The organism is Candidatus Dadabacteria bacterium (assembly GCA_026705445.1).
Classification (GTDB): domain Bacteria; phylum Desulfobacterota_D; class UBA1144; order Nemesobacterales; family Nemesobacteraceae; genus Nemesobacter.
In genome coordinates, this window is record JAPPAR010000043.1 from 1 (window position 1) to 25,196 (window position 25,196).

Annotated in this window: 33 protein-coding genes; 13 read left to right on the plus strand and 20 right to left on the minus strand. The window is 49.8% G+C overall.

What is annotated here, in order from left to right; genetic code table 11:
• Positions 1-10: 10 nt before the first annotated feature.
• The 4 genes from OXG75_08060 to rpe are packed head-to-tail and all read right to left on the minus strand — an operon-like array spanning position 11 to position 2,818.
• Positions 11-541 carry a hypothetical protein gene (locus OXG75_08060; protein ID MCY3625922.1) on the minus strand — a complete coding sequence of 177 codons (531 nt, stop codon included), beginning with the start codon at positions 539-541 and terminating at the stop codon, positions 11-13.
• Positions 542-593: 52 nt separating this feature from the next.
• Positions 594-1,433 (minus strand): ATP-binding protein, encoded by an 840-nt coding sequence (locus tag OXG75_08065; protein MCY3625923.1) that lies wholly within the window; start codon positions 1,431-1,433, stop codon positions 594-596.
• 9 nt (positions 1,434-1,442) lie between these two features.
• A complete protein-coding gene (locus tag OXG75_08070; GenBank protein ID MCY3625924.1) occupies positions 1,443-2,099 on the minus strand; it encodes a hypothetical protein in 657 nt (218 codons plus the stop codon).
• Between the two features lie 38 nt (positions 2,100-2,137).
• Complete coding sequence (gene rpe / locus OXG75_08075; protein ID MCY3625925.1) at positions 2,138-2,818, minus strand: ribulose-phosphate 3-epimerase; 681 nt, start codon at positions 2,816-2,818, stop codon at positions 2,138-2,140.
• A gap of 133 nt (positions 2,819-2,951) precedes the next feature.
• On the opposite strand from rpe, the gene metK reads away from it, so the two are divergent.
• From metK to scpB, 6 genes are read left to right on the plus strand one after another with little or no spacing between them, the layout of a single operon-like run.
• Positions 2,952-4,118: a methionine adenosyltransferase gene (gene metK, locus OXG75_08080; protein MCY3625926.1), complete on the plus strand. Its 1,167-nt coding sequence runs from the start codon at positions 2,952-2,954 to the stop codon at positions 4,116-4,118.
• A 50-nt stretch (positions 4,119-4,168) separates the two neighbouring features.
• Entirely contained in the window at positions 4,169-5,425 is a 1,257-nt protein-coding gene (gene ahcY, locus OXG75_08085) for an adenosylhomocysteinase (protein ID MCY3625927.1), read from the plus strand.
• Between the two features lie 5 nt (positions 5,426-5,430).
• Positions 5,431-6,324, plus strand: a complete 894-nt coding sequence (gene xerD / locus OXG75_08090; GenBank protein MCY3625928.1) for a site-specific tyrosine recombinase XerD — start codon at positions 5,431-5,433, stop codon at positions 6,322-6,324.
• Positions 6,325-6,333: 9 nt separating this feature from the next.
• Positions 6,334-6,996 (plus strand): site-2 protease family protein, encoded by a 663-nt coding sequence (locus OXG75_08095; GenBank protein ID MCY3625929.1) that lies wholly within the window; start codon positions 6,334-6,336, stop codon positions 6,994-6,996.
• Positions 6,996-7,769, plus strand: a complete 774-nt coding sequence (locus OXG75_08100) for a segregation/condensation protein A (GenBank protein MCY3625930.1) — start codon at positions 6,996-6,998, stop codon at positions 7,767-7,769. The genes OXG75_08095 and OXG75_08100 overlap by 1 nt, the downstream gene beginning before the upstream one ends.
• A complete protein-coding gene (gene scpB / locus OXG75_08105) occupies positions 7,759-8,310 on the plus strand; it encodes an SMC-Scp complex subunit ScpB (GenBank protein ID MCY3625931.1) in 552 nt (183 codons plus the stop codon). Before OXG75_08100 ends, scpB begins: the two co-directional genes overlap by 11 nt.
• Before the next feature lie 43 nt (positions 8,311-8,353).
• Here scpB and OXG75_08110 read toward each other — a convergent pair whose 3' ends face one another.
• Both OXG75_08110 and OXG75_08115 read right to left on the minus strand, forming a co-directional pair.
• Positions 8,354-8,533, minus strand: coding sequence for a hypothetical protein (locus OXG75_08110; GenBank protein ID MCY3625932.1), 180 nt, complete (start codon positions 8,531-8,533; stop codon positions 8,354-8,356).
• Between the two features lie 90 nt (positions 8,534-8,623).
• Positions 8,624-8,884, minus strand: a complete 261-nt coding sequence (locus OXG75_08115; protein MCY3625933.1) for a DUF1902 domain-containing protein — start codon at positions 8,882-8,884, stop codon at positions 8,624-8,626.
• Between the two features lie 303 nt (positions 8,885-9,187).
• On the opposite strand from OXG75_08115, the gene OXG75_08120 reads away from it, so the two are divergent.
• Positions 9,188-9,481 carry a hypothetical protein gene (locus tag OXG75_08120; protein ID MCY3625934.1) on the plus strand — a complete coding sequence of 98 codons (294 nt, stop codon included), beginning with the start codon at positions 9,188-9,190 and terminating at the stop codon, positions 9,479-9,481.
• Between the two features lie 6 nt (positions 9,482-9,487).
• Here OXG75_08120 and OXG75_08125 read toward each other — a convergent pair whose 3' ends face one another.
• The 5 genes from OXG75_08125 to OXG75_08145 all read right to left on the minus strand — a co-directional run bounded on the left by OXG75_08125 (position 9,488) and on the right by OXG75_08145 (position 12,288).
• Positions 9,488-9,850, minus strand: a complete 363-nt coding sequence (locus tag OXG75_08125) for a hypothetical protein (protein ID MCY3625935.1) — start codon at positions 9,848-9,850, stop codon at positions 9,488-9,490.
• Between the two features lie 109 nt (positions 9,851-9,959).
• Positions 9,960-10,220 carry a hypothetical protein gene (locus OXG75_08130; protein ID MCY3625936.1) on the minus strand — a complete coding sequence of 87 codons (261 nt, stop codon included), beginning with the start codon at positions 10,218-10,220 and terminating at the stop codon, positions 9,960-9,962.
• A 244-nt stretch (positions 10,221-10,464) separates the two neighbouring features.
• A complete protein-coding gene (locus OXG75_08135) occupies positions 10,465-10,884 on the minus strand; it encodes a hypothetical protein (protein ID MCY3625937.1) in 420 nt (139 codons plus the stop codon).
• A 102-nt stretch (positions 10,885-10,986) separates the two neighbouring features.
• Entirely contained in the window at positions 10,987-11,418 is a 432-nt protein-coding gene (ybeY, locus tag OXG75_08140) for an rRNA maturation RNase YbeY (GenBank protein MCY3625938.1), read from the minus strand.
• A 12-nt stretch (positions 11,419-11,430) separates the two neighbouring features.
• Entirely contained in the window at positions 11,431-12,288 is an 858-nt protein-coding gene (locus OXG75_08145; protein ID MCY3625939.1) for a phosphatidate cytidylyltransferase, read from the minus strand.
• Between the two features lie 115 nt (positions 12,289-12,403).
• Between OXG75_08145 and OXG75_08150 the strand changes: the two genes are divergently transcribed.
• On the plus strand, positions 12,404-13,123 hold the full coding sequence (locus OXG75_08150; GenBank protein MCY3625940.1) for a formyltransferase family protein: 720 nt from the start codon (positions 12,404-12,406) through the stop codon (positions 13,121-13,123).
• Between the two features lie 2 nt (positions 13,124-13,125).
• Here the strand turns inward: OXG75_08150 and OXG75_08155 are convergent, their stop codons facing one another.
• The 3 genes from OXG75_08155 to OXG75_08165 form a co-directional block, all read right to left on the minus strand.
• Positions 13,126-13,962: a deoxyribonuclease IV gene (locus OXG75_08155; protein MCY3625941.1), complete on the minus strand. Its 837-nt coding sequence runs from the start codon at positions 13,960-13,962 to the stop codon at positions 13,126-13,128.
• An 86-nt stretch (positions 13,963-14,048) separates the two neighbouring features.
• Positions 14,049-14,525 (minus strand): type II toxin-antitoxin system MqsA family antitoxin, encoded by a 477-nt coding sequence (locus tag OXG75_08160; protein MCY3625942.1) that lies wholly within the window; start codon positions 14,523-14,525, stop codon positions 14,049-14,051.
• A gap of 12 nt (positions 14,526-14,537) precedes the next feature.
• Entirely contained in the window at positions 14,538-14,963 is a 426-nt protein-coding gene (locus OXG75_08165; GenBank protein ID MCY3625943.1) for a hypothetical protein, read from the minus strand.
• 346 nt (positions 14,964-15,309) lie between these two features.
• On the opposite strand from OXG75_08165, the gene OXG75_08170 reads away from it, so the two are divergent.
• Positions 15,310-15,873, plus strand: a complete 564-nt coding sequence (locus OXG75_08170; GenBank protein ID MCY3625944.1) for an arginine decarboxylase, pyruvoyl-dependent — start codon at positions 15,310-15,312, stop codon at positions 15,871-15,873.
• Positions 15,874-16,163: 290 nt separating this feature from the next.
• Here the strand turns inward: OXG75_08170 and recN are convergent, their stop codons facing one another.
• The 4 genes from recN to OXG75_08190 form a co-directional block, all read right to left on the minus strand.
• Positions 16,164-17,840 (minus strand): DNA repair protein RecN, encoded by a 1,677-nt coding sequence (gene recN, locus OXG75_08175; GenBank protein MCY3625945.1) that lies wholly within the window; start codon positions 17,838-17,840, stop codon positions 16,164-16,166.
• A gap of 75 nt (positions 17,841-17,915) precedes the next feature.
• The gene (locus OXG75_08180) at positions 17,916-19,172 is read right to left on the minus strand and encodes a glutamate-5-semialdehyde dehydrogenase (GenBank protein MCY3625946.1); all 1,257 of its coding nucleotides are present in this window, start codon (positions 19,170-19,172) and stop codon (positions 17,916-17,918) included.
• 136 nt (positions 19,173-19,308) lie between these two features.
• Positions 19,309-19,911, minus strand: coding sequence for an adenylyl-sulfate kinase (gene cysC, locus OXG75_08185; protein ID MCY3625947.1), 603 nt, complete (start codon positions 19,909-19,911; stop codon positions 19,309-19,311).
• Positions 19,912-20,080: 169 nt separating this feature from the next.
• A complete protein-coding gene (locus OXG75_08190; GenBank protein MCY3625948.1) occupies positions 20,081-21,718 on the minus strand; it encodes a hypothetical protein in 1,638 nt (545 codons plus the stop codon).
• 229 nt (positions 21,719-21,947) lie between these two features.
• Between OXG75_08190 and OXG75_08195 the strand changes: the two genes are divergently transcribed.
• The 3 genes from OXG75_08195 to holA all read left to right on the plus strand — a co-directional run bounded on the left by OXG75_08195 (position 21,948) and on the right by holA (position 23,901).
• Positions 21,948-22,379, plus strand: coding sequence for a hypothetical protein (locus OXG75_08195; GenBank protein MCY3625949.1), 432 nt, complete (start codon positions 21,948-21,950; stop codon positions 22,377-22,379).
• 96 nt (positions 22,380-22,475) lie between these two features.
• The gene (ndk, locus tag OXG75_08200) at positions 22,476-22,895 is read left to right on the plus strand and encodes a nucleoside-diphosphate kinase (GenBank protein ID MCY3625950.1); all 420 of its coding nucleotides are present in this window, start codon (positions 22,476-22,478) and stop codon (positions 22,893-22,895) included.
• 43 nt (positions 22,896-22,938) lie between these two features.
• Positions 22,939-23,901, plus strand: coding sequence for a DNA polymerase III subunit delta (gene holA / locus OXG75_08205; GenBank protein MCY3625951.1), 963 nt, complete (start codon positions 22,939-22,941; stop codon positions 23,899-23,901).
• Here the strand turns inward: holA and rpsT are convergent.
• A complete protein-coding gene (gene rpsT, locus OXG75_08210; GenBank protein MCY3625952.1) occupies positions 23,898-24,179 on the minus strand; it encodes a 30S ribosomal protein S20 in 282 nt (93 codons plus the stop codon). The two genes, holA and rpsT, sit on opposite strands and share 4 nt — an antisense overlap.
• Positions 24,180-24,209: 30 nt before the next feature.
• The gene (locus OXG75_08215) at positions 24,210-24,413 is read right to left on the minus strand and encodes a hypothetical protein (GenBank protein MCY3625953.1); all 204 of its coding nucleotides are present in this window, start codon (positions 24,411-24,413) and stop codon (positions 24,210-24,212) included.
• A gap of 308 nt (positions 24,414-24,721) precedes the next feature.
• Between OXG75_08215 and OXG75_08220 the strand changes: the two genes are divergently transcribed.
• Positions 24,722-25,186, plus strand: coding sequence for an N-acetyltransferase (locus tag OXG75_08220; GenBank protein ID MCY3625954.1), 465 nt, complete (start codon positions 24,722-24,724; stop codon positions 25,184-25,186).
• Positions 25,187-25,196 lie beyond the last annotated feature (10 nt).

A 25,196-nucleotide genomic window follows, 5' to 3' on the forward strand; every position in this document is an offset into this window, starting at 1 on the left:
GTGTGTGTAATCAGTTAGTTACGTAACACTTGAAGGAAAACGTTGGGACAGTAGTAATATCAGCCTTTTTCGGCTTGCCGACCTCTGATACAGAAGTCACTTTATGCTTGTTACACAATTTTCTCAGATGAGCTTCAAGTGTACTACCCACTAATACCGCAGCTGAGTCCTTGTATCCTCTTTCTTCAAGGTGAGCGGCCATTTCTAAGTAATCGGCAAACAAGTCAGAACGTATGATTTCCTCATGAGATTTTAGGTAATCATTCTCAATGTCCAAGAGTAGGGCCTTCGCAACACCAATTTGTTCAGCTGTATGATCATATGTGGTGTAACTCCCTTTCTTGCTGATTTCCACAACCTGTTTGAAGTAAACAGAACCTCGGCCGGCAATTCTTTCAATTGCTGCCATACATCGCGCTTGCAGGGCTGCTATCTGAGTGGGAGAAATCACATCAGAGGCATCATCGAACCTTGATCTTGAAAGAGCTCCTTCATATTCAGCAATAATAGAACTAAGCTGTTTTTTGAACATTTTAGTCATTGACTTGCCTTTTTTCTGGGGTTTCCTCCCGCGCTATAATAATAAAGCTAGATTAAGTCGAGACTTCTCCTTTTCTATAATCGCTCCCCTCAATGAAAAGCGGGGTGCACATCTCGTAAAGCCTAGAAACTATCCTCTCCCCCACCCTCTCCTCAAGTATTTCCGTTTTATTCTTGGATCTTTTAGGCAGTGACTCCTTGGCCACGTAGTTGGTGGTAACAAGGGTTTTCTTCGAGGAATTATAGCGCTTGGAGATGAGCTGATCGAGGATGTTCCGCTCCCATTCGGAGCTTTTGCCCTTCCCCATTTCGTCTATAACCAGAATTTCCGCGTTTATTAGCGGCCCTATTATCTCGTTTTCGGGAATTCCCTCGGAATAGGCTTTCCGCAGGTCTCCAAGCAGAAAGAAAAAATCGGTAAACACACATTCAACGGCTTTCTGGAGGGTAAGCTCCGCTATGGCCCCTACTGCTAGGCGTGTTTTGCCAACCCCCGGACCTCCCATAAGCAGAAAGCCTTTTTTATCCGGGTACTTGTCAACAAACGATTTCACATATTCCATCGCCGTATACTGACTCCTTGAGTCTTGGTCGCGGAGGTCTATATCGTCTGAACGCAGAACACCCGCGTACTTCGATGGAATTTTCGCGTTGTTGTATCGCCTTACCTTAAGTCTCGTTATTCCGCAGAGCCCGCAGCGCTCAAGATACCTGTAGCCCCTTTCATTCACCAAGAATACCGTTCCAGACCCCCCGCAGTTATTACATTCGGAGATGCAGTCGCAGACTTGCATGCGGGCGTACTGACCGTTCTCAGGGGAAATCATGTAACCCCTGCCGGAACATTCCCGGCAACCGGTCGCCTTGCGCCGTTTCTGAGATCCTACAGCCATACTATCATCTCACTTCATCGTGAAAACATTATTTATGCCGAAAGTCTCGCATACGATTTCATCCCTGAAAGCGTTAAGGGTTTTCCTCCTGACATCCTCGTCGTAGAGTTTCGCCTCGGCGGGAAGCTTGCTTAGTGCGGCATCTGTTATCTGCTTTTGCCTCTCGGTGGAAAGACCTGAGAAAACATCCCCAATGAAATCCCGCCACAACAAATCAAACTGTTTGTATATGTTAGCGGACCCCGCACCGTCCGTCTCTCCAACCCTGCGCCTGAGTTCCTCGTATTTCCCCCGTATATCCTCTCTTTTTTCCTCAACTATGATCCTGTCAAGCCTCTTTAGGACCTGTTCTATTATACTGCTTCTCGTAAAAGCGGCGTTCCGGGGTGTTGCCTGTTTCGATTCCCGTTCTACCGAATGTATTCTCAGGTAATCTTCAATTTCATGCCTTATGTTGAAAAGCCCTCTCGGCTCCTGGGCTCCCCTCTGCCTTTTTTGCTCAAAGCCGTAGGCTATAGCCTTAATTACCATTTCCTTTGAGACGGATCTTTCGCCAAGTTCCCTTATAAAACTGTAGTCCCTGGCCGAAAGCATAAGACCCTTTCCCGCAAGCCCGAGAAAATACCGCTCTATGTCGGCTATGTAGTTTCGCTCTTGAGACTTCATCTTCCCCCGGAAAAACACGCAGCCCTCGGATCTGGCCCCTACTCCATCATCTCGCGCATGGCCGACATCGTATCGGCATAGTTTTCCGTCTTGTATATTCCGGATCCCGTTACCACTATGTCCGCTCCGGCCTCGATAACTTCCCTTATGTTCCCGAGATTTATCCCGCCGTCAGCTTCAATAAGCGGTTTCTTTCCATCTCCACCCATCCTGTCAAGAAGAGACCTCAGGTCCTTTATTTTCGACAGCATCTCGGGAATGAATTTCTGACCCCCGAACCCCGGCTCCACAGTCATTATCACTATCACGTCTATAAGCTCCATCAGCTTTTCCTCGATCACGCCGATCGGGGTTGCGGGGTTGAGTGCCACCCCGGTCATAACCCCTCTCCACCTGATGGAAGAGAGGGCGCTGTAGAGAAGGTTGCAGGCCTCCATCTGGACCGTGACAATTTTCACGTGAGGAGAACCCGCATCTATGAATTTCTCCGTAAATTTCTCGGGGCTATCAATCATTAGGTGTATATCCATCTGGGGCGGCGATTCCATCCGGGCAATCGCCTCCACTATGGGTATTCCTATGCTTATGTTCGGAACGAAATGTCCATCCATCACGTCCACGTGTATTAGATCGGCGCCCGCCTCGCAGACGGCGGTCACCTCGTCTTCAAGACGAAGATAGTCACACGAGAGTATCGAAGGAGCCAAGAGTTTTTTCATTTCATTTTCTCCGCAGAGTGCAAGTGGGATTTCTCTGTATTTTACCCGATACGAAACCCTCGGTTAACAAAACAATAGATTGTTGACAGAAAGGTCAGAATAATTATATTACTTGGACTTTTGAGGTCGCCTAATGCCCCCTAAAAACTTCATATTCACTTCAGAATCCGTAACGGAAGGCCATCCTGACAAGATTGCGGATCAGATATCAGACGCCATACTCGATGCCATGATCGAGCAGGACCCCGATAGCAGGGTCGCGTGCGAGACACTGATCACGACCGGCCTCGTGGTGATTTCGGCCGAGATAACGACAAAAGCCCAGGTCGACATAAGACAGACAGTAAGGGACACGATAAAAGAGATCGGCTATACGGACAGCGCGATGGGATTTGATGCGGAAACCTGTTCAGTCCTCCTCACGATCGACAAGCAGTCCCCGGACATAGCGCGTGGAGTCGACAAAGAAGAGGCCGAGGACAAGCAAGGGGCCGGTGACCAGGGGCTCATGTTCGGCTACGCGTGTGATGAGACTGAGGAATTCATGCCATCCCCCATACTCTACGCCCACAAGCTGGCAAAGCGTCTTTCTGAAGTAAGAAAAAACGGCACCCTGCCCTTTTTAAGACCCGACGGAAAAAGCCAGATCACCTTCAGGTACGAAAACGGAAAACCGGTCGGAGTAGACGCGGTGGTAATATCATCCCAGCACTCTGAAGACGTCTCAGAAGAGGACCTCCATGGAGGAATCAGGGAAGAAGTAATAAACCACTGTATGGGGAACCTTCTCTCGAATAACGCGAAAATTCATATAAACCCCACGGGGAACTTCGTAATCGGGGGTCCAATGGGAGATACCGGCCTTACTGGGAGAAAAATCATAGTCGATACCTACGGCGGATGGTCAAGACACGGCGGCGGGGCGTTCTCTGGAAAAGACCCGTCCAAGGTCGACAGAAGCGCAGCCTATATGGCAAGGTACGTGGCAAAGAACATAGTCGCGGCCTCCCTGGCTTCGCGCTGCGAAGTGCAGCTAGCCTACGCCATCGGAGTCCCGGACCCGGTTTCGGTAATGATCGACACGTTCGGCACGGCCGCCGTGGCGGAAGAGAAGATCTCAGAAGCAGTGAGGGAGATTTTCGATCTCACTCCCGAGGGAATAATATCGCATCTCGGACTAAGAAGACCCATCTACAGGAAAACCGCTTCCTATGGCCATTTCGGGAGAAACGAGGAAACTTTCTCATGGGAGAAGACAGACAGAGTCGCGGAGCTTAAAAAAGCCCTGGAGAACGCCTGAGCCGAAACACGCTCGGGGCTTCCGACCGCGAAAAAGCAACGGAGGAACAAATGGATTACCACGTAAAAGACTTAAAGCTTGCCCGCCAAGGGAAACTGAGAAGCGAATGGGCCGCACAGGAAATGCCCGTTCTAAAGCAGATAGAGGAAAGATTCAAGAAGGAAAAGCCGCTTAAGGGAGTAAGGGTCGCCGCGTGCCTTCACGTTACCACGGAAACCGGGAACCTCATGACCACCCTTAAGGCCGGAGGAGCAGAAGCCTACCTCTGCGCGTCAAACCCCCTAAGCACTCAGGATGACGTCGCCGCCCATCTCGTAAAGAACCATAAAATCTCCGTTTTCGCCATAAAAGGGGAAAACACCAGAACCTATTACAAGCACATAAACGCAGTGCTGGCCGCCCGCCCGCACGTAACCATGGATGACGGGGCAGACCTGGTATCGACGCTGCACACGGACCGAAAAGACCTGATAGACGACGTGATCGGGGGAACGGAGGAGACCACAACCGGAGTGATAAGACTCAAGAGCATGGCGGATGACGGAGTGCTTCAGTATCCGATAGTCGCCGTTAACAACGCGGATACCAAGCACCTTTTCGATAACCGCTACGGCACGGGGCAGAGCACTCTTGACGGAATCATACGCGCCACCAACAGGCTTGTCTCCGGCACGACCTTCGTAGTCGCAGGATACGGCTGGTGCGGAAAAGGGCTTGCCATGAGAGCCAGGGGACTGGGAGCGAACGTCATCGTGACCGAGGTTGAGCCGCTTGCGGGACTCGAGGCCACCATGGACGGATTCAGGGTAATGACGATGGAGAAGGCAGCGCCGCTTGGAGACTTCTTCTGCACCGTTACGGGCAACATACACGTCATAAGGAAAAAGCATTTTGAGAGAATGAAAGACGGGGCGATCGTAGCCAATTCAGGACACTTCAACGTGGAGCTTGATCTCGACGCCCTTGGCGAGATAACGACCTCGAAAAGAGCCATAAGGGAATACGTCGAGGAACATACGCTTAAAAACGGAAGAAGGATCAACGTTCTCGGCGGAGGAAGGCTCATAAACCTCGCCGCGGCCGAGGGGCATCCTTCAAGCGTGATGGACATGAGCTTCGCCAACCAGGCGCTCTGCTGCGAGTACATGGTGAAAAACGGAGGGACACTTGAGAACAACGTTCACGACGTCCCGGAGAAAATAGACAGCCTGATATCCAAGATAAAGCTTAAAACCCTGGGAGTCACCATAGACACCCTGACGGCCGAACAGAAGAAATATCTGAGTTCCTGGCAGGTCGGAACATAAGATTAATGGATGAGCACCTCGATTCGTTCCTTGTATATCTTACGATGAACAGGGGCCTTTCGAAAAACACCATTCAGTCATATTCAAGGGACATATCATCCCTCGTGGCCTTTCTAGACAAAAGGGGTATATCCGACCCCGCCGCCGTAACCGAAGACGAAATAGCCGCTTTTTTCGACCATCTCAGGAAAAAGAAACTCTCCCCGAGAAGCGTGGCGAGAAACATAGTTTCCATAAAGCAGTTCTTCAGGTTCCTTCTCACAGAAAGCGTCATAACCGAGGATCCGCTAAGAAACACGGTCTCTCCCAAGCCCGCAAAAACCCTCCCCCACACTCTCTCGCTGGAAGAGGTAGAGAGGCTCCTGCAAGAGCCCGAGGGAGGCAAGTCCGCAGAGGCGCTCAGGGACCGCGCGATGCTCGAGGTTCTCTACGCCACCGGGGTCAGGGTATCGGAACTGGTCTCACTTGAGCTCAACCGAGTCAATCTTGACCACGGCTACGTCATCACCCTCGGCAAAGGGAGCAAGGAGAGGATAGTTCCCATAGGCGGCGACGCCATCAGGAAAGTAAGGGACTACCTTTCAGACTCAAGACCGAAACTTCTTCGCGAAAGGAGTTCGGAGTACCTTTTCGTTACATCCAGAACCGGCTCCAGGATGAGCCGCCAGCGCTTCTGGCGCATGATAAAGAACTACGCCCTAGCCGCGGGCATACACTCCCACATAACCCCCCACGTGCTTCGCCACTCCTTCGCCACGCACCTGCTTGAGCGGGGGGCCGACCTGCGGGCAATACAGGCCATGCTCGGTCACTCGGACATATCCACGACCCAGATATACACTTATGTTGAAAAGGAGCGGCTTAAACGCATACACGAAAAATCTCATCCAAGAGCGTAAACTATCGACATGAACTACGAATTTCTCATAGTACTGGTCCCCGTAATCCTTTTTTCCCTTACCATACATGAGTACGCCCACGCGCTTGTGGCCTACAGGCTCGGGGACGACACGGCGAAGAGACAGGGAAGACTCTCGCTTAACCCTCTCGTTCACCTTGATGTTCTCGGAACCCTGCTGCTTTTCATCGTGCATTTCGGATGGGCAAAACCGGTTCCCGTTGACCCGAGGAACTTCAGGAACCCGAAAAAAGACATGCTTATGGTCGCGATTGCGGGCCCCATATCCAACATTCTGACCGCGATTGCGGCGGCTGTGATTCTAAAGGCCTTGTTTGAGAACTTCGCGGCCATACCCCCGGGAAGCGGGGCCGACGTTGCAGCGCGGATGCTCGTGTGGTTCATGTACATAGGGATAGTGCTTGCCGTTTTCAACATGATCCCCGTTCCGCCGCTTGACGGCTCGCGGGTGCTTTACGGGCTGCTTCCCGACAGTCTCGCCTACAGGTACGCAAGATTTGAAACTTACGGAATATTCATTCTTTTCGCCTTTTTCCTGTTCGGCGGGCAGTTCCTGGGTTACTTCATACGCGTTCCTGTGGTTATCTTTATACAGATGTGCAATTTCAGCCCGAGCGAACTTGAGATCGTGATCCGGGCGATGAACCCGTAGTGATTGCCGAGAGGAACGAAGAAATGGAAGACCCTCAGTCAGCCTACAGCGTACAGCTCGAGATATTCAACGGCCCTCTTGACCTGCTGCTTCACCTCATAAAGAAACACGAGGTGGACATCTACGACATACCCATCGCGCTCATAACCGAGCAGTACCTTGAATATCTTGAGTTCCTAAAGGACGTGAACCTCGAGATCGTCGGGGACTACATGGCCATGGCGGCCGAACTGGGGTACATAAAGTCGAGGATGCTTCTTCCCAGGATAAAGGAGGAAGGCGAAGAGGAGGAAGAGGATCCCAGGGAGGAACTCGTAAGGCGCCTGCTTGAGTATGAGAAGTACAGAAGCGCGGCGACGGAGCTCGGGGGGATGGAAATTCTCGGAAAAGACGTTTTCCTGGCGGGTTACGACCGCAGGGAAATGTTCGGAGAACCGGAAGAAGAGACGGAATTCGTGAAATTCGACCTCTGGTCCCTGGTGGACACCTTCTCTAAGATATGCGAGGACAGGGAGAAGGCCGAGACAAGGGAAATATCCCTTGCTCCGCAGACTTACACCGTTGATGAAAGAAAAAACCAGGTAATCGAGATAATGAGAAGGGAAAAAGAGGTTCTCTTCGGGGATCTTTTCGAAGGGGATAAAAACCGCATGAATCTCGTGGTAACCTTTCTCTCGATACTGGAGCTGCTGAAAGACGGCATCCTGGATGTTTTTCAGCCGACCTTCGAAGAACCCATAAAGATAATTCTGAGGGAAGAAGATGGACGATAGAAGTTCTCTTGAAAATATAATAGAATGCTTGATATTCGTTTCTAAACATCCCCTAACCATTCAGGAAATTTCCGAGTTCCTGAAGGATGTCGAGAAAAAAGAGATAACCGACGCCCTAAGCGAACTCCAGGGGCGCTGGGAGGAGATGGGGCGAAGTTTCATCCTAAGCAGCGTCGCCGAGGGATATCAGTTCAGGACCCGTCCCGAGTATTCGCAATACATAGTCGAGTTTAACAAGGAAATAAAGAAGTTCAGGCTCTCGAAAGCCTCCCTCGAAGTGCTTGCCATTATGGCTTACGAGCAACCCGTTACGAAGATCGAGGTTGAAAAAATAAGAGGGGTGGACTGCTCAAGCAGCGTAAGCATGCTCCTTGATAGAAGATTCATCGAGATTGCGGGAAGAAAAGAAGTCCCGGGAAAGCCTTTTCTCTACAAAACCACAAATCTTTTCCTTGAGACATTCGGCCTTAAGAGCCTGAAGGACCTGCCTACAGTAAAGGAAATTGAGAAAATTAAGGAAGATCTGAAAGAATCCGGATGACTGACACGCCCTACCTTGCCTTGGCTTGCTTGGCAAACAGGTATCAGGTGCCTCTCGCCTTTTCCTCCGTCGCATTAACATAGTCTCGCAGCAATACTTTTGCCACGTCGATTTCATAATTGAGTACGCACTCAATCGCTTCGGTCAGAAGTCCGATGCGGAATTCAGGGTCTCTAATCGCACGTTTCTTTACGATCTTCCTGAAGCTACGCGTTAATGCCATTGTTTGCAACCTCTTTTTTGAGTTTCAGATAAATTCTCAGGATTCCGTGTTTTCTCAAAATCCTCTTTACCTTGGGAGTATAGCTAGCCACTAAGTTGCGTGTGTATAATGCAGAGATTTTACTATAAAAGGCAAGGGAGTTTCTTTGGGCATTTTGCTTGAAGCAAAGACAGAGTGTGTAGCTTTCGTTTCCCGATCTACCGCTAGAACTTCAGGAATGATCACAGACAGCTTCCTGCTTAACTCTTCAAGGGTCGGAGCCTCGGCCATTGCTCCTTGAATGGAAGTTTTCGAAGTGTACCAAACTCCGGCTTCCTCATCCCAAGAAACTTCAAAAACTAGATTCTCCATTTAGATTTGCCCTCCTGAAATGCAGTTAAACAACCGGTCCACTTTTACTTTGGAAGGATATATCAATCCTGGAAAGAAAATCAAGTTGGGGTTGCTGGAACAATCTGGGTCGCGGTCTGTACTACGGTCTGTATAGCTGGGTCAATCTCTATAAGGATAATCAGGGGGACAATTATATAATTTTTTCGGAATTACTAAGATAATTAGATAGATTCACCTCCCTAATTATTCCCATCCCCACAAGTATAACAAATGTGTAATGGGTTCTTTGCAGTTCTGACTGGAGATTGATAAAATGGAGGAATGGAAGATTGGAAATTTCACAGTTTAGTTGTGGTTATTATCGGTTCGGTGGGAGGTTTTATGTCAATGTTTCCTTCTGAATACATAGTTTCGCTCCCAATAATTATGGGATTTATATTAAGCTTCATTATACTGGCTTGGCCTGAGTATGAAGAAGTAGAACGCATTTACAATCCTGATGCTGAACCCTATGCTAGGCGACCTGCTAAGGGAAAAGCCGCATGGCAACAACTCAGGGCAGCTTTGTTGAAAGGTGGGTGGAAGACCGAGAAAATTAAAAGGAGAAAGAGGTAAACAGCATTAGTCCTCTTTTTCAACAAACTTATCTAGACACTCTTTCGCCTGGTTCTTACACTCCACTATATAGTCCCCTAATGGAATGCCCACACTAAGGGATACCGCAGCTAGAAGGCATTTCTTACTTGTCATTGCAGGGCAGTATTCAGGCAGCTTCAAAATGGTTTCCTTAGCTTTCTCCATATCTTCATCAGAAGGTATGTAGCCAATTCGTTCGCAGTATTCTGAAAAGAGACGACTTTTGGCATCCGCAATATATTCACTTGCTTTAGTGTAGTAGCTTTTTTCTTCTGCGGTTTCTTCTGCTTTAGAATAAGGGGAGGAGATGGGTAGTAGAAACAGAAAGAGGATGAGAATTGTTTTCATTTATTTTATGGGGAATTATATCGAAAGGTCACAATTCAACGGTTTTTAATTCAGCAAAGATGTCTTCTAACACACTCGCAATATAGTCAAGGCTATTTTATAAATCTTTTTACATATCAAGTCTGACTTCATCAAACGAGAATTTCTGTTTGATGGTTTCAAGGATTTTTTTCTTTTCTTCCTCGGAAAGATTTTCTCCCGTGTTTAGATGAAAAGACTGCTCAGAGAGAATCAGAGTTCCTATCTCCTTAATAGGTTCTGGTTCCCCCGCTAGGGACATAGAAAGGCGAACTTTCCCCTTGATTATCTTCCACCCTAGTCCTGATTTGGCAGGAACTAAGTCTATAAAAACTGTTTTCTTCTCACTCATCGACTACCCTCTTTTTGTGGAATGTGAGTCTCCACAGAGAACAGTGTATATAAACTAGGACTGGTTAGTCAAAACCTCTTAATCAATGTGACCTTTCTCGATATAATTCCCATTTTATGGATGGTAGGGTATCCCCGAGGCCACCTAGGATTTACGCCTCGGCTTTTGTCATAATGTAACGACTGCCTTCTTGTCGCTGGTAACCCAACCTTCGTCCTCGGCAATTTTGACTAGCTCTTTCCATCTAACCGGCCTCATGGAGAAATTCCCCTAATTGCTCCTTAACCAAGTAAGCGGGAATGGATCCTTCGACGGAAAAATCATCATTTTTGCGAGAATCGATTGAGAAGGAAAAATTGTCTTTCGGTATTTCTTCCGGTGCCAGTTCTCTGATTGCGATAAAGTTGGATCTCGGCAATGGGTCGTTTTTCACATCCCAAGAGGACTTGTCAAAACCCAGTTCCCCAAGTGCTTCATTAAGAACATTGCGATCAATGCAAGACTCAAACCAAAGACTAACCGCTTCCTGTATGGCTACTAAAACTCCTCTTCTTGTCGGAGCTTGTGTTACAAGATCAAGACTAGGACACTTTGCTGACCACGCTTTACCGTCCTTGCGAAGCCAGATGTCGAATTTTACAATGTAAACAGCAGTTTTTTCCATTCCTAAACCTCCTCAAAGGGGTTAGAAGTACAAGCCACAATCAACCTCGAGAAATTTATAAAATCCCCCTTTTTGTTGTCAATCGGATGACAAGAAAGTGGCTCATGTCTTAGAGAGGTAATCTAGAACCTCTTTTTCCTTCTCCCGCATTGTCTCCCTTTCCTTTTTCTTCTTGTGGTCGAACCCAAGCAGGTGAAGAACTGCATGGACTATAAGCAAACGCAGTTCTTCTTCAATTGCGATCTCAAGCCTCCGGGAGTGACGGAGGGCCGCCTGGTAGGATATCACTATATCACCCAGAAGATCGGGATTTACATCGCTTTTCTGCGGAAAGCAGAGAACATCCGTAGTCGTGTCAATCTGTCTGTATTGCCTGTTAAGCTCCCTCATGTCCCCGTCGCTCACAAGTGAGACGCAGAGCTCGCTTCGGGCGGAGAGATCAAGATACGCAAGTATTTCCTCAACCAAGGACACAAGTTGTTCCCTAGCGGGAACGTCAATGAACCCCTCCCTGTCCACTATGGATATTTCCATTTTCACCCCTCCTTACAGGACGGCACCTGCCTCGCTCAGGCGAAAGAAAATCAGGGAAGTATAATATGTGCAAGGAAAGACGAATATCAGGCTGTCGAACCTGTCAAGCACCCCGCCATGTCCGGGAATCAGGGAGCCGGAATCCTTTACCCCCGCCCCTCTTTTTATAGTGGATTCGAAAAGGTCTCCCGCAACCGCGGCCGCGGCTATTATTACCGCGTAAAGAACCACCCAGAGAGAAGGAAGAGGGCTGCTGAATATGAAATTCACCACGAAGGCGCTTACGACCGAAACAAAGAATCCCCCGATGAGCCCCATCACGGTCTTGCCCGAGCTTATATGACTGGCCAGCTTCTTTTTCCCGAAAGCCTTTCCGAAGGAATACGCTCCGGCGTCATTAAGAAAAGTGCAGGAAACCGCAAGCACCACGAGGAAAAAGCCGACATCCCCGGGACCCCCGTTGAAGAAACCGTAGTCCCCCAGGTCCACTCCACCCGAGACATTTCTCAGCAACACCCCGTGGGCAAGCATCCAGCCGAAATATATAAGCGGCAGAAGGGTCATGCCAAGGTCCTGCAGGCAGTCGCTGAAGTCCTTTTTGCGGAATTCGAGTATTATGGAGAGAAATATCAGAAAGGTGAAAAAAAGGCTCATTAGCATGAAGTCGAAAAACGCGCTTATGATCAGAAGCAGGGAAATGGCCGTGATATAAATCTTTCTCGACTTCCGGATATCCGGATCCGCAAGCGCGAAGAACTCAATGGAGCACAGGGCCGCAATCAGACACATAAGGGCGAGATAATACACTCCCCCGTGGTAAAATATGAGAAGAAGTATTGGTACGGCCACAACGGCCGTAATGATTCTCATGATCAGATTTCTGCTTTCTGTCATACTGCGTCACACTTACGTGAAATCGCATAAAAATTAAACGATAAAGCAATCAATGCAAATAACGCCACTTTACTCAGACATCGGCCGGCCGATGAAAATTCTCGTTCTTGCCTCGGGCAGAGGAACAAACTTCGAGAAAATACACTCAAGGCAGATGGAACTTGAGCAAAACGGCGGAAAAAACTATGGAGCCATAGAGCATGTCTTTTCAAATGACCCCGAGGCCCCGGTTCTCGCAAAGGCGAAAGCGCTAAAGATCGAAATCTCCTCCATAAGTTCCGAGAAATTCTTCGAAGGTCTTGGGAAGCCCCCTTCGGATGAAGGCGGACGGATTCTTTACGATTCGGCAGTGATTTCGCATATCGAAGGGCTTTTTGAGCCCGATCTCGTGGTATTGGCGGGATACAGAAGAAGGCTTAGCCGTCTGTTCACCGAAAGGTTTGCAAACAGAATATTAAACCTCTACCCGGGAGACACAACAAAGAACTACCTCGTAAGAGGCAAAATCGCGTGCGTCCAAGCATTAGAGAGCGGGGAGAAAACCATAAGATGCACCGTCTACCTTGAAAACAACCCCGAAACAAGGTTCGGAACCGTGATCGCCCAGTCAGCCGATATATCCCTTGAGGACTTCGCCGTCGGGGACGTGGAGGCGATGGAGGAGAAAATCAGAGAACAGGGAGAATGGAAGCTGTTTCCCTTCGTGGTCCATGACCTGATCGCAAACGCAAGGGTGGCAATTGACGAGAAAAACAGTATTTACGTTGACGGTCAACGGACAGATGAAAGAGGCTTTTCGTTATCGCCCTGAAATCAGATGCCTCCGTCTCTCAGTTCCTTAAGAAGCGCGACGTCCTTTGCCACTTCGGGGGGCGGCATTTCCACTATCATATCAAGATCCTCGAAAAACGGGTTTCCGATCATAGCGCTGAAGCAGTCGATTCCTATCTTCCCTTCTCCTATATGTTCGTGACGGTCCTTGCCGGAATTGAACTCGACCTTGGAATCGTTTGCGTGAACAAGTCTCACCGTTTCGGGGGCAAACGCGGCGCCGAGGCTCTCTACCAGTTCCTCTACGCCCTCACAAGTCCTTATATCGTAGCCGGAAGCGAACATGTGGGCGGTATCTATACAGACTCCGAGACCGTCATATGCAACGTGCCTCAGTATGAGCGAGATCTCCTCGAAGCTAGCACCTATGGTATGCCCCTGGCCCGCAGTGTTCTCAAGCAGAAGCTGAGTTTTGCCGCTGTAGTTCTCGAGAACCCTCAAAAGGGAGTCAACCACGTTGTTTATCGCTGTATCTCTTTGGATATCTTTGGCGCTTCCTATATGGGTCATCATGTATTTCACCCCCAGGACGCTTGATCTTTCAAGCTCCTCTCTTACCAGAGCAACGCTTTTTTCTCTCAGGTCCTCTTTTCCGGAAGCCAGGTTTATGAAATAGGGGGTGTGAACGTAGTAATCGCTTATGGAGGCCTCGGAGCAGTTAAGAAAAAAGGCTTCGAGCAGGCGATCCTCAAGCTCCGGGGGTCTGCCGCCTCTTGGCGAGCGGGTAAACATCTGAAAACATTCGCACCCGAGCTGCCCGGCTCTAAGCGGGGCATTCTCAATCCCGCCGGCTATTGAAACATGCGCTCCGAATTTCATCGCGGTTCACCCCCGTTTGAGGGCTTTTACAAACTCCGTATACGAAACATCTTAACGCTTATGTCGCGGTACTCAGGGTCATCAACTCATACCTCAGTCAAAGCCTTATACTGGTCGTAGTACGAACGAGGTTCCCCCGTTTTCTTGTAGCAGTCAATCCGCTTCACTAGATAATCAAACGCCCCAGGAACTTCCATGGCAACACACAGCAGTTTGTCCATTGCTTCCGACTGGGTAACGTCATCGGCTTCATATTTCGAAAACGCGACTGGGCCCCCGCCAAAGATCTTGGCGGCATCCGATTGTGTAAGTCCCAGTTTCTCCCGGACAGATCTGACTTCAGAGCCTGTCAATAGTCCGTCGACCTGCTTCTTAAACGCTACCATGTACCGTTTGTTCATACGCACCTGCTGAGCGCTGGCCTGCTCGGAACCACAAGAGTCACACACGGAAAAGTGTGAGTCTAATTCAGTGACCTTGCCCTTATAATCCACGCGATTTTTACCAACCCTCTCACTCAGATTGCCTTCTTCGCAAATCGGGCACCGCAAATCTTTTTTCATTTTTCCTCTCCCCTACCGAAAACTGGACGGGTGGCAAGATACAATTAAAAGCAGCTTACCCGTCTTGTTAATGGCAAATTTGACGTAATATTCAGTTGATATTTTTCTGTGAGCCACTTCACTCCACTCCAATCTAAATATGCTGTATGCATCACAGGCCGCCCACGGACCGTTTTCTTCCTGCTCACACCATTGGGAACCTAAAAATTTCCCTTCACTAAGACTCATACTTATTAACTCGACAATGTCTTCTGGATCAAATCCCCAACTTTGAAGATCATTCCTGCATTTACGGGTCCAAGCGTGTATATTTTCCTCTTTATCCAGCAACTCCAGAACATGGCCTCTATCATATAAAGGCCCGCCTTTTATTTCTCTTCTCTGACCAGTTTCCGGTAACTCGCCACCGTATAGACTTACAATTTTCTTACTTACCATTATGGTAAATATCCTCGCTTTGTCAAATTTTCATATAAAGTAAATATCACGGTATTCGAAAGACAGATATAAAATTTATCGTCTGAGTCCATCTTCTCCGCTTTCCCATCTAAACGAATCATAATCTTTGCTCTTGGGTAAGAGTGTTGGAAAACAGATTATCAAAAAGATTTTCATGCTTCGGCAGCGGGGATTCCGGTTTCACCATATCCGTCGGTGGGATGAGTTTTTTCCAGAACCCCGTTCGGCGCGTTTACACTGGGAAATTGTGTAGCTGTAATTTCCCTCGTTTGACAAAACCACCCCGTAAATATAACTTGAATGCAGGCTTATAAGGAGTGGTGGATTGACCCCTACAAAAGCTTTTGTAACCAAGGGCGTGGGCAAGCATAAGAAAAAGCTCTCAAGCTTTGAGCTTGCTCTAAGGAACGCGGGTATCGCACAGTTCAATCTGGTCAAGGTTTCAAGCATATTCCCCCCAGGCTGTCAACTGGTAAGCAGAAAACAGGGACTCACCATGCTCTCCCCCGGGCAGATAGCGTTTGTGGTAATGAGCGAGAATTCCACAAACGAGCCCAGCAGGCTCATCGCCGCATCCACCGGCCTCGCGATCCCTAAGGATAAAACGCACTACGGATACATCTCGGAACACCACAGCTACGGGCAGAAAGAGACCCTCGCGGGAGAATACGCCGAGGATCTTGCCGCCTACATGCTCGCCACCACGCTTAACGCCCCCTTTGACCCCGATAAAAGTTACGACGAGCAGAAGGACATATGGGAGATAAGCGGGCACAAGGTAAAAAGCAGAAACGTAACGCAGACCGCGGTAGGAGATAAAAACGGGCTCTGGACGACGGTTCTCACCGCGGTGGTTTTCTGCTCGTATGAAGCAAAAGCGCTCAGCTAGTCCGCGTTTCTCATAAGACGCGAGACAGGGTTTTACGGGGTCAGATTCTGGCTTTCGCCTGAACAGATGTGTCTTGTACCTTTTCCAGAGTTGAAACTGTTTACCCACACGATTTCTTCAACCCGACTCACGGCGCAAACTGTGTAACCGGTTTTCGACATTCCTAACGCCAGTAACATAGTTTTCGATATTATGAGAGATAAAACACGGAAATTCGACATAACTGGAGTTTATATAGCATATTTCGATAGATATAAAGGATTTTCGAGCAATAGGGATATGAAATCTCCTTACAAGAGATTATCGTGAACGGCTCCTTTTATAAGCTCACGGGCAACTTCAAAAGTCTTTTCAGAAACACTCTCTCCAGCGAGCATCCTGCCAATTTCCACTACCCTCTCCTCCTCACCGAGGACATCAACCGAGACATCCGTTTCACCGTCGCCAAACTCCTTCGCCACAAGTAGGTGGGTGTCAGCGAATTTCGCAACCTGAGGAAGGTGCGTTATGCACACTACCTGGCTTTGATCCGAGAGATTTTTTATTTTTCTTCCTATGCTCTCAGCAACAACTCCCCCTATGCCAGCATCCACCTCGTCGAATATGAAGATCGATCCGGCATCACCGGTGGAAACGAAACTTTTAAGCAGAAGCATTATTCTTGAGAGTTCTCCGCCTGAAGCGACCCTGTTAACGGACCTGAGGGGCTGCCCCGGGTTGGCTGAGAAAAGGAACTGCACGCTGTCTTTGCCGTCCCCCGAGAGGTCCTTTTCCGAGAATTCCACCTCGAAACGGGCGTTTTTAAGCCCGACCGACTCTGCCTGCTCGGAGAAAAGATCCTGAAGCCGCCCGGCTCCCGCTTTTCTTGCGGCCGATATTGAAGAGGCGACAGCGGAAACTTCTTCCCTCAGGGAATCCCTTCTTCGCTCGACTTCCTCAAGCCTCTCTGCCGAATTCGAAAGGCCTTCAAGCTCGGATTCGATCTCGTGCTGCTTTTTTATTATCTCCTCGATCGAATCCCCGTGCTTTCGCTTAAGCCTGCTTATCTCTTCAAGCCTCGAGAGCACCTCTTCAAGCCTCTGGGGGTTGTGTTCTATCTTTCCCGCGAATTCACTCAGACCGTAGAAGACATCCTCGGTCTCTATGAGTACGGCCGCGATCCTGTCGCGAAGCTCCCCGAGAGATGAATCAAGGTCTGAAACCCGCTCAAGATCCAAAAGGGCCTGCTTTAGAAAACCAACCGCCGAGCTCTCTCCCTCGTACACAAGCCCGGTCGCGCTTGCGAGCGAAGATGAGAACCTCTCTGAGTTCTCAAGCCTCACCCTCTCCGCCTCAAGCTCGGAATCCTCGTTCGGCGCCGGGGAAACCTTTTTTATCTCTTCAGCCTGGAATCTCAGATAATCCTCTTTTTCCGTCCCTTCCTGCTCTTTTTTCCTGAGCGCCTCAAGTTCATTCTCCGCGCGGACGAGTTCTGTGTAGGAGGCTTTGTATTCGGAGACTTCATGTTCAAGTTGAGAAAAAGCGTCTATATAACTTAAATAATTGCTTTTCTTAAGAAGACTCTGGTGTTCATGCTGACCGAACATGTTAACAAGCCCGTCGGTCACCCGAGAGAGCGTCCCGAGCGTCGCCATCGAACCGTTTATATAAATCCTGTTCCTCCCGCCCGGGTTAAAAACCCTTTTTATTAGAAGCTCGCCCTCCTGATCCCCGATACCCAGCTCCTCAAGCTTTTCCCCGATACCGCAATCGCCGGGAACCTCGAAAAGGGCTTCTACCGATGTCTGCCTGTCGGCTGATTTTACGTGGTCCGCAGTAAACTTGTCACCGAGGATTACGTTTATGGCATCGACAATCAGGGATTTCCCAGTGCCCGTCTCTCCGGTAATTATGTTCAGATTTGCCCCGAAATTGATGGAAATTTCGTCTATTATGGCAAAATTCTTAAGCCTGAGTTCAACAAGCATCTGTTTCCAAAGCCCCCAGCCATAGCTTCGCGGAACGGGCAAATCCGCGAAAATCCCCCCGAGCTACCGAAAGGTTCAGTTTCTTACCTGACCAGTTCCCGTTACCACGAATTTCGAAGTGGTCAGTTCCTCAAGCCCCATTGGGCCGAACGCATGCAGTTTTGAAGTGCTTATGCCTATTTCAGCGCCAAGACCCAGCTGGAAACCGTCATTGAACCTGGTCGACGTATTGACCATGACCGCGGAGGAGTCCACTTCTTTTATGAATTTCGAAGAGTTTTCAGCGTGTTTCGTAACTATGGCGTCAGTATGCATGGAGCCGTAAGTCTGTATGTGGTCTATAGCCTCGTCAATCGTCGAAACGACTCTTACGTTAAGGACAAGGTCAAGATACTCCTCGTACCAGTCCTCTTCTTCCGCCGGAGCCACGTGGGGAACAAGTTTCCTGGTGTTCTCGCAGCCCTTTATTGTGACTCCTTCTTCCTCAAGCCTCTCTATCGCAACGGGCAGGAAATCACGCGCCACGGAGGAGTGCACAAGCATTGTCTCCATTGAGTTGCACACGCCGGGTCTCTGGACCTTCGCGTTCCGGCAGATCTCCTCGGCCATCCCGAGGTCCGCATGCTCGTCCACGTAAACGTGGCAGACTCCCTTGTAGTGCTTGAGAACCGGAATCCTTGAGTTCTCTGCGACAAACCTTATAAGCCCCTCCCCTCCCCTGGGAATAATGAGATCTATTTTGTCCTCAAGCTTGAGCATCTCGGTCACGACATCCCTGTCAGCGACCGGGACGACCTGGGCTGTGTACGGCGAAAGGCCGCTTTGGGAGAGGGAATCGGCCATGAGCCGGGAGATGGCGAGGTTCGATCTTATCGTTTCCGAACCGCCGCGGAGAATTACGGAATTGCCGGATTTAACGCAGAGTCCCGCGGCGTCGGCCGTAACGCCCGGCCTTGACTCATAGATAATTCCTATAACGCCCAGGGGAATTCTTTTTTTCTCGACGGAAAGCCCGTTCGGCCTGTCCCACTTTGCCGATATCTTGCCCACGGGGTCGGGAAGCTCCGCTATCTCCCGCAGTCCGTCGGCCAGGGAACTTATCCTCGAGGAGTTAAGCCTCAGGCGGTCCACGAGGGCGGCCGAGAGACCTTTTTCCTCGGCGTCGGAAACATCCTTCGCGTTTTCCGAGAGCAGATTATCGGTTTCCCCTACCAGAAGTTCCGCGAAGCGCAGGAGAAAGTCATTTTTCTTGGAAGACGGGGCGGAAGCCAGGGTTCTTGAGGCTTTTCTTGAATTCTCCGCAATACCGCAGATCAGCTCTGCAGGACTCATTGAAGGAGAAGACCCCGATTCATTGTTTGAAACAGACATCCGTGTTTCCGAGAAAAACTTTAACTCAATCCTATTATTATGATCTATAACCGCGAATAAAAGAAGCGGCCAGACAGAGACGGTGCCCGGATTCCCCCTATCCCATGTTCACCACATCGCGCGCGACCAGGTAATCGAGTATCTGCTGCTTGCACTCCTCGATTGTGTGTTTCTCCGTATCGACCACGATTTCTGGGCTTGAGGGCTCCTCGTACGGATCGTCAATTCCCGTAAATCCCTTTATAACACCCTCTCTCGCCTTCTTGTAAAGCCCCTTTACGTCCCGCTGCTCGCACTGCTCAACGGAGCAGTCGACGAATACCTCGACGAACTCTCCTTCCTCAACAAGCTCCCTTATCGCGTCACGGTCGGCGCGGTAAGGAGAAACAAAGGCGGAGAGGACAAGAACTCCCGCGTCCATGAAAAGTTTCGACACCTCCCCTATTCTCCTTATATTCTCCTCGCGGTCCTCGGCGGAAAAACCAAGATCCTTGCAGAGGCCCATCCTGACATTGTCTCCGTCCAGTATGTAGGTGCGGTGGTTTCGCTGTATGAGTTCTTTTTCGATTTCGTTGGCAAGAGTGGATTTTCCGGAACTCGGAAGCCCGGTGAACCATAGAATCAGAGAACCGTGGCCGTTCAGCCTTCTTCTGTCCTCTTTAGTGATTTCATGCTGATGGGGAATAACAAACCTTTCCATTTATGTTGCCTCCAATGATTGTAAGATGCGGATATGATTTAAAAAAGAGAAGGGGAAAGCAGGTTAATACAGCCAAGCTTTTCGTGCTAATTCCTCTTTCTTCCCAAAGCTCTTGGGGCAACATTATACAGCACGGAAACAAGGGTTGTCCACACTAGCGGGAATTCGCTTAATCAGGGAGAGAATTCCCCCAGATGAGGTGCCGCTTTTCTCTTCGCAGGCTTCTGCACCAAATTGCGAAAACAAGGAGCGCAGCGGGCAAAAACCGGGCAAGCACCCCACTTCGAGACGTATCCCGCGCCTGCTCTTCCGCGGCGATTGCGCATCCGGAGCCGCCTTGTCCCGTCTCCTCTCCCTGTGGCGGCATGGAACCCGGCGAAGGGGTATCCGGTTCCGGATCATTATCCCGGTTGGTTAATGACACGTCGTCAGGGTCAAAGCCGTCATAGAATCTGTCCCTGCTCTGCGCCCGCTCAAGCACGATAGCGTAGCGCCTGGCGCCATCCTCGTCGCTGTCGTTCATGCCGGTTACCGTCACGGTCTTCGCAATCTCCCAGTCATCGGGCGTGAACGAAAGCGCCCGGGTGTCGGCCGTTCCCTCAGACGGATGGCTGCTTCGCAGGGGAATTATGACCTCGCTTATCGGTTCTGAGTCGAGCTTCACCTGAAACGCGGCCATCCCACCCCCCTCCGTGGTCACAAGTCCAGAAGTCGGCGTAACGCTTATTCCGGTCGGCACGCAGGAAGGCGGAAAGCCTCCGTCGCTTACTTCCCAGCCCATGTCCTTAAGCATGGCAAGACTAAGGTCCATCTCCACGGGAAAGGGGTAGAGGTATTCCATGATATCCTCCGCGTCCGTATGAACGTGGGTTATGGAGCTGCCCTCTTCAAAAGTCGGGGGAGCGTGGAGCCGAGGTTTTCCGTCCGGGGCTACGCCCGTAGATTTAAGTTCGGCCATGCGCTGTCCGTAGCTGCACGAATTTTCCGCTCCGGGCCGCGCGGTTCCGTCCCACAGAAGACCGGTGTCAGAAGTAATGGCCCGCTCCCTGTCCCGCGGCTCAAGGTCGACGATAAACTCACGGTCTTCCTCCGAATACATCTGTACGTCGTAGATTCTCTGCCACTCCGGCACGTCAAGTGAAAAACTCCGGGTTCCGCCAGTCACATCAAGGGTTGCGCTTGGAAAAGAGCCATCTTCCTCAAGGGAGGAATGAAAGCCGAGCCCGTGAATAATTTCGTGCGTGACGAGGGCGACGAAATCTATTGAAAATGGCGGTGTTTCCCCGTGAAAGCCGTAGTGGAAGTCCAGGTGCCTTGAGAATTTCACTATAAAGTGAGCCACAGATTCATCTATTAAAGCCCTTCCCGCGATTTTCTCCGCAAGCGCCGGCGGGTACGCTATGTGCAGCAGCTCTTCGGGACCGAAGCTTACGGGGTTTCTCATATAAGTCGTGGCAACCGTGTTTTCATCCTCAAAGAACCCGAACGACACCTCGATCCGGATCGTGTTCTGACCCGGCAACTTCCGTTCAAGCAGACCGGCGGCGTGCTCAAAGGCGTTTTTTCTCGCTTCCCCGAGAGTGCTCGCGTTATTGCCGTTATCGGCGAGCAGCGCCCTTTCCTCATCCGTAAACCCTGTCGTATCATTAAACCCCGCTCCGGGAACGTCAGCGTATATCGCCTTGATCGTAACCGCACCGCTATAGGGAACCGCAGGAAAAACGGTCAGCAGAAAAAAAAGAACTCCGATGGGAAACTTGTTCGTCCCGCTTCGCTCAGTGAAGTGCAATCCCGATTTCAGCGTCATAATCAGACCGCCCCTTTGTTTCGCCTGCAGGGAAGTTCTTGTTTCTTTTGTCACAGAAGAGCAGTTAATCTCCACAGACCAAAGACGGAATTCCAAACATGCATTGAAAACTATATAATACTTGATTCTTAATACCGTAATAATTAGAATCTAGTTCCGAAACCGGAGGCGGGATTACCTGTTGCGGATTCCGCTTAATGGCCTGGAATCCGGTTTTCCGGAGTGACTTATGGCTTCCAAAGTTAAAGACAAGCTTGTGAGTTTCAGGATTCCCGAAAGTGATTATGACTACGTATGCTCCACCGCGGACAGCAAGGACGTAAGTTCAAGCGAAGTTATAAGAATAGCGATAGAAAGGTTTCGGAGCGAAAGAAGCGAACCTACCAGGTCCGAGGTAATCGCTTATCTGAAAAACCTAAGCGCCTCGGAAAGAGACGAGATCATAGACAAGGCGGAGGGTGCCCGGAAAAGGAAAATAAGATCTTTCATAAACGATGCGATCTCCCAGAAGCCCGGCATCAAGGGAAAAGAACTCTGCGAGATGGTAAGCAAGGAATTTCATCTGCCGATCACTCTTGATCTGAAGCACAAGGTGTATCTCAGGATAAAAAGCCGCAGGAGAAGGAAAAACCTGGTAGGGAAGCTTGAGAAGGAATACTAGATATAGTCCACTTGAAGCGGCGTGTGCCGTTCTAACCCCCGCCGCAAAGCTGATAATCAGACAGTCACTAGAACCACATAAACACGGAGGCAAGAGATGGAAAGAACATTGTCAATAGTAAAGCCTGACGGAGTCGGAGCGAACCTCATCGGTGAAGTTCTTCGAAGGTTCGAGGAGAAGGGGATAAGCGTCGTCGCGCTCAGGATGATACACCTTTCAAAAAAACAGGCAGAGGGGTTCTACAACGTGCACAGGGAAAGACCTTTTTTCTCAAGCCTCACGGACTTTATGTCCTCGGGACCGTGCGTGGTAATGGTTCTTGAGGGGGAAGACGCCATATCCAGGGCAAGAGCGATCATGGGCGCCACGAACCCCGAGCAGGCGGACCCTGGAACCATAAGAAAGGATTTCGCGTCTGGCATAGAAAAGAACATAGTGCACGGGTCAGATTCTCCGGAATCGGCCGCCTACGAAATAAGATATTTTTTCAGCGAGCTTGAAATAAACAGCCGATAGGGTCCCGCCCGCAAGCCCCCTCGGCCAGGGAGAAAAACAGGTCGTGCCTTCTGGGAAAAGCATCGACATCCATCCGGTCACCGTACTTAAAAGCACGCAGACTCTTCTCGTCGAGGACTTTATCGAGGAGCTTAAGAAGGAACTCTCGGCGGACTCTCCCAAGCTGCTGGTTGAGAGCAAAAACCTCGACGATACGTCCCTTCAGGAAATAGTCGAGGACGCGAGGACTCTCCCCATGTTCCACGAGAAAAAGCTGATCGTGGCGAAGGGATATGACGACCTTAAAAAAGACGATCTCGATCTTCTAAACGAATACGCCGGGGCCCCGGCCTCTTCCTCCGTGCTGGTCCTGCTCTCCGGGGGGACCCGGAAGGCCAAGACAAAGCCCGCAAAAGGTATAAAGCTTGTCGATCTTGACGGCGGGAGCAAACCCGAGCAGGAAATAAGACGCCTCGGGCAAAGACTCGGGATCTCCCTTACTCCCGGGGCGGTGAGTTTCGTAAAAACCATGCTCGGCGAAGACATGAACATGATTAAGAACGAGCTTGGGAAAATATCCTTCTACGTTGACGGGAAAAAACCCGTAGGCGAGAAGGAGTTAAGGGGGCTTATCGAGAAACGCAGCACCGAGAACGTGTTTTCCCTCTCGACCGCTCTTTCAAACAGGGACCTCAAGGGGTCTCTCAGGATACTGCGGGAACTTGAGAGAAACAGGGAGGACCCCCTCTCCATACTCTATATGATAGCCTGGAGATTCCGCCAGATATTCAAGGTGTCGCAGCATCTTCGGGAAGGGAAATCCGATGAAGCCATCGCCAAGGCCATAAAAACGTCCCGCGGGGCCGTCTTTTACCTTAAAAAAAGCGTGCGCAACTTCAGGGAAAACGATTTCGGCAGGATACTTGGGCTCATAGAGGAAACGGACTTCGGAATCAAGAACAGTTCCGGGGATAACTACGTACTTCTTGAAAAACTCCTTCTTGGAATCTGCTCGCGGGAAACCTAGGAGCCAGCGCTCTGGCTGAGATCTGAAAGCTTCTTTGAGAACCTCGATACGTATCTTGAGGCTTTTTTCTTGTGGATAACCCCTTTCGTGGCGGCCTTGTCGGTAAGGGAAACCAGTTCCTTGAGAAGAGCCTGCGATTTCTCGAGATCCTCGCTTCCAATAGCTTCCGAGTAACGCTTTATCTTGGTTTTAAGGGTGGACGTTACGAACCTGTTTCTCTCCCGTCTTTTCAGGTTCTGGCGATGCTTTTTCTGCGCCGATTTCGTTCTAAGGCCCATAATAATCCTCCGGGGTTTAAAAAATGAAGGTTAAATTCTACACCTTCTCTCCGCATTGTCAATAAAAACGGGGAGGGGATAACATACAATGCTAGTCAAAGGTTCTTTTAAAAATTCTTTTAATCCACTTATGTTTGCTTCCTTTCCAAGCCTTTTCTTGCTCAAAAGTACCATGACCTCTTCTTTCAACTTCTTGCCAAAATAAAAGGTCTCGCAGGTCCTGTCCTCGTTCATACCCTTGCCACCGTAAAAGCCAGAACTTTGTGATGCCAACGAAGACATTGATTGTAACGAGAATCAATGTGAGAATTCCGGTGTTTTCTTTTATCCAAATCCACATAGTTTTCTCCTTAGTTTGGTTGCGGGAAATTGTACGCAACGAGGAAATTTCGGGCAACCAACGGAAAAAATCACACCCTTTTGTTTCATTATCTGGGGCTAACATAACCCCTTGAAGGCTCTGTTCCGCTAATTTCTTGTCTCCGGTATGCTATTCAAGCCTAGAAGAACCTCGGATGATTGATTTCCTCATACGGATTGAAATGAACAGTGACCTGGAGGGGATTGAAGAACTTCTGCTTGAGGCCTTCCCCTCTCCTTCTGAAGCGGAGCTCGTGCGACAGTTGCGGGAAGACGGCGATGTGGTATTCTCCCTAGTCGCCGTAGAAGCTGAGGAAGTCATCGGCCAGGCCCTTTTCTCCAAACTGCTCGCGCCATCCGGCGCATTGGCCCTGGGTCCGGTCGCAGTTACAGAGAGCAGACGCCGCCGGGGGATTGCCGCTACCCTGATCGAGGACGGGCTCAAACGGGCAAGGGATGATGGCTGGACGGCGGTCGTAGTACTTGGCGACCCGCCCTATTACCAGCGTTTTGGATTCAGCCAAGAGACTGTAAAGAACATGTCATGCCGATATGCCGGACCTTACCTGATGGGACTGGCTCTCGCGGGAAGAGGCTTCAAGGGAGCGCGCATCGAATACGCACACGCCTTCTCAAAGCTGTCATAAAAAAGGTCAG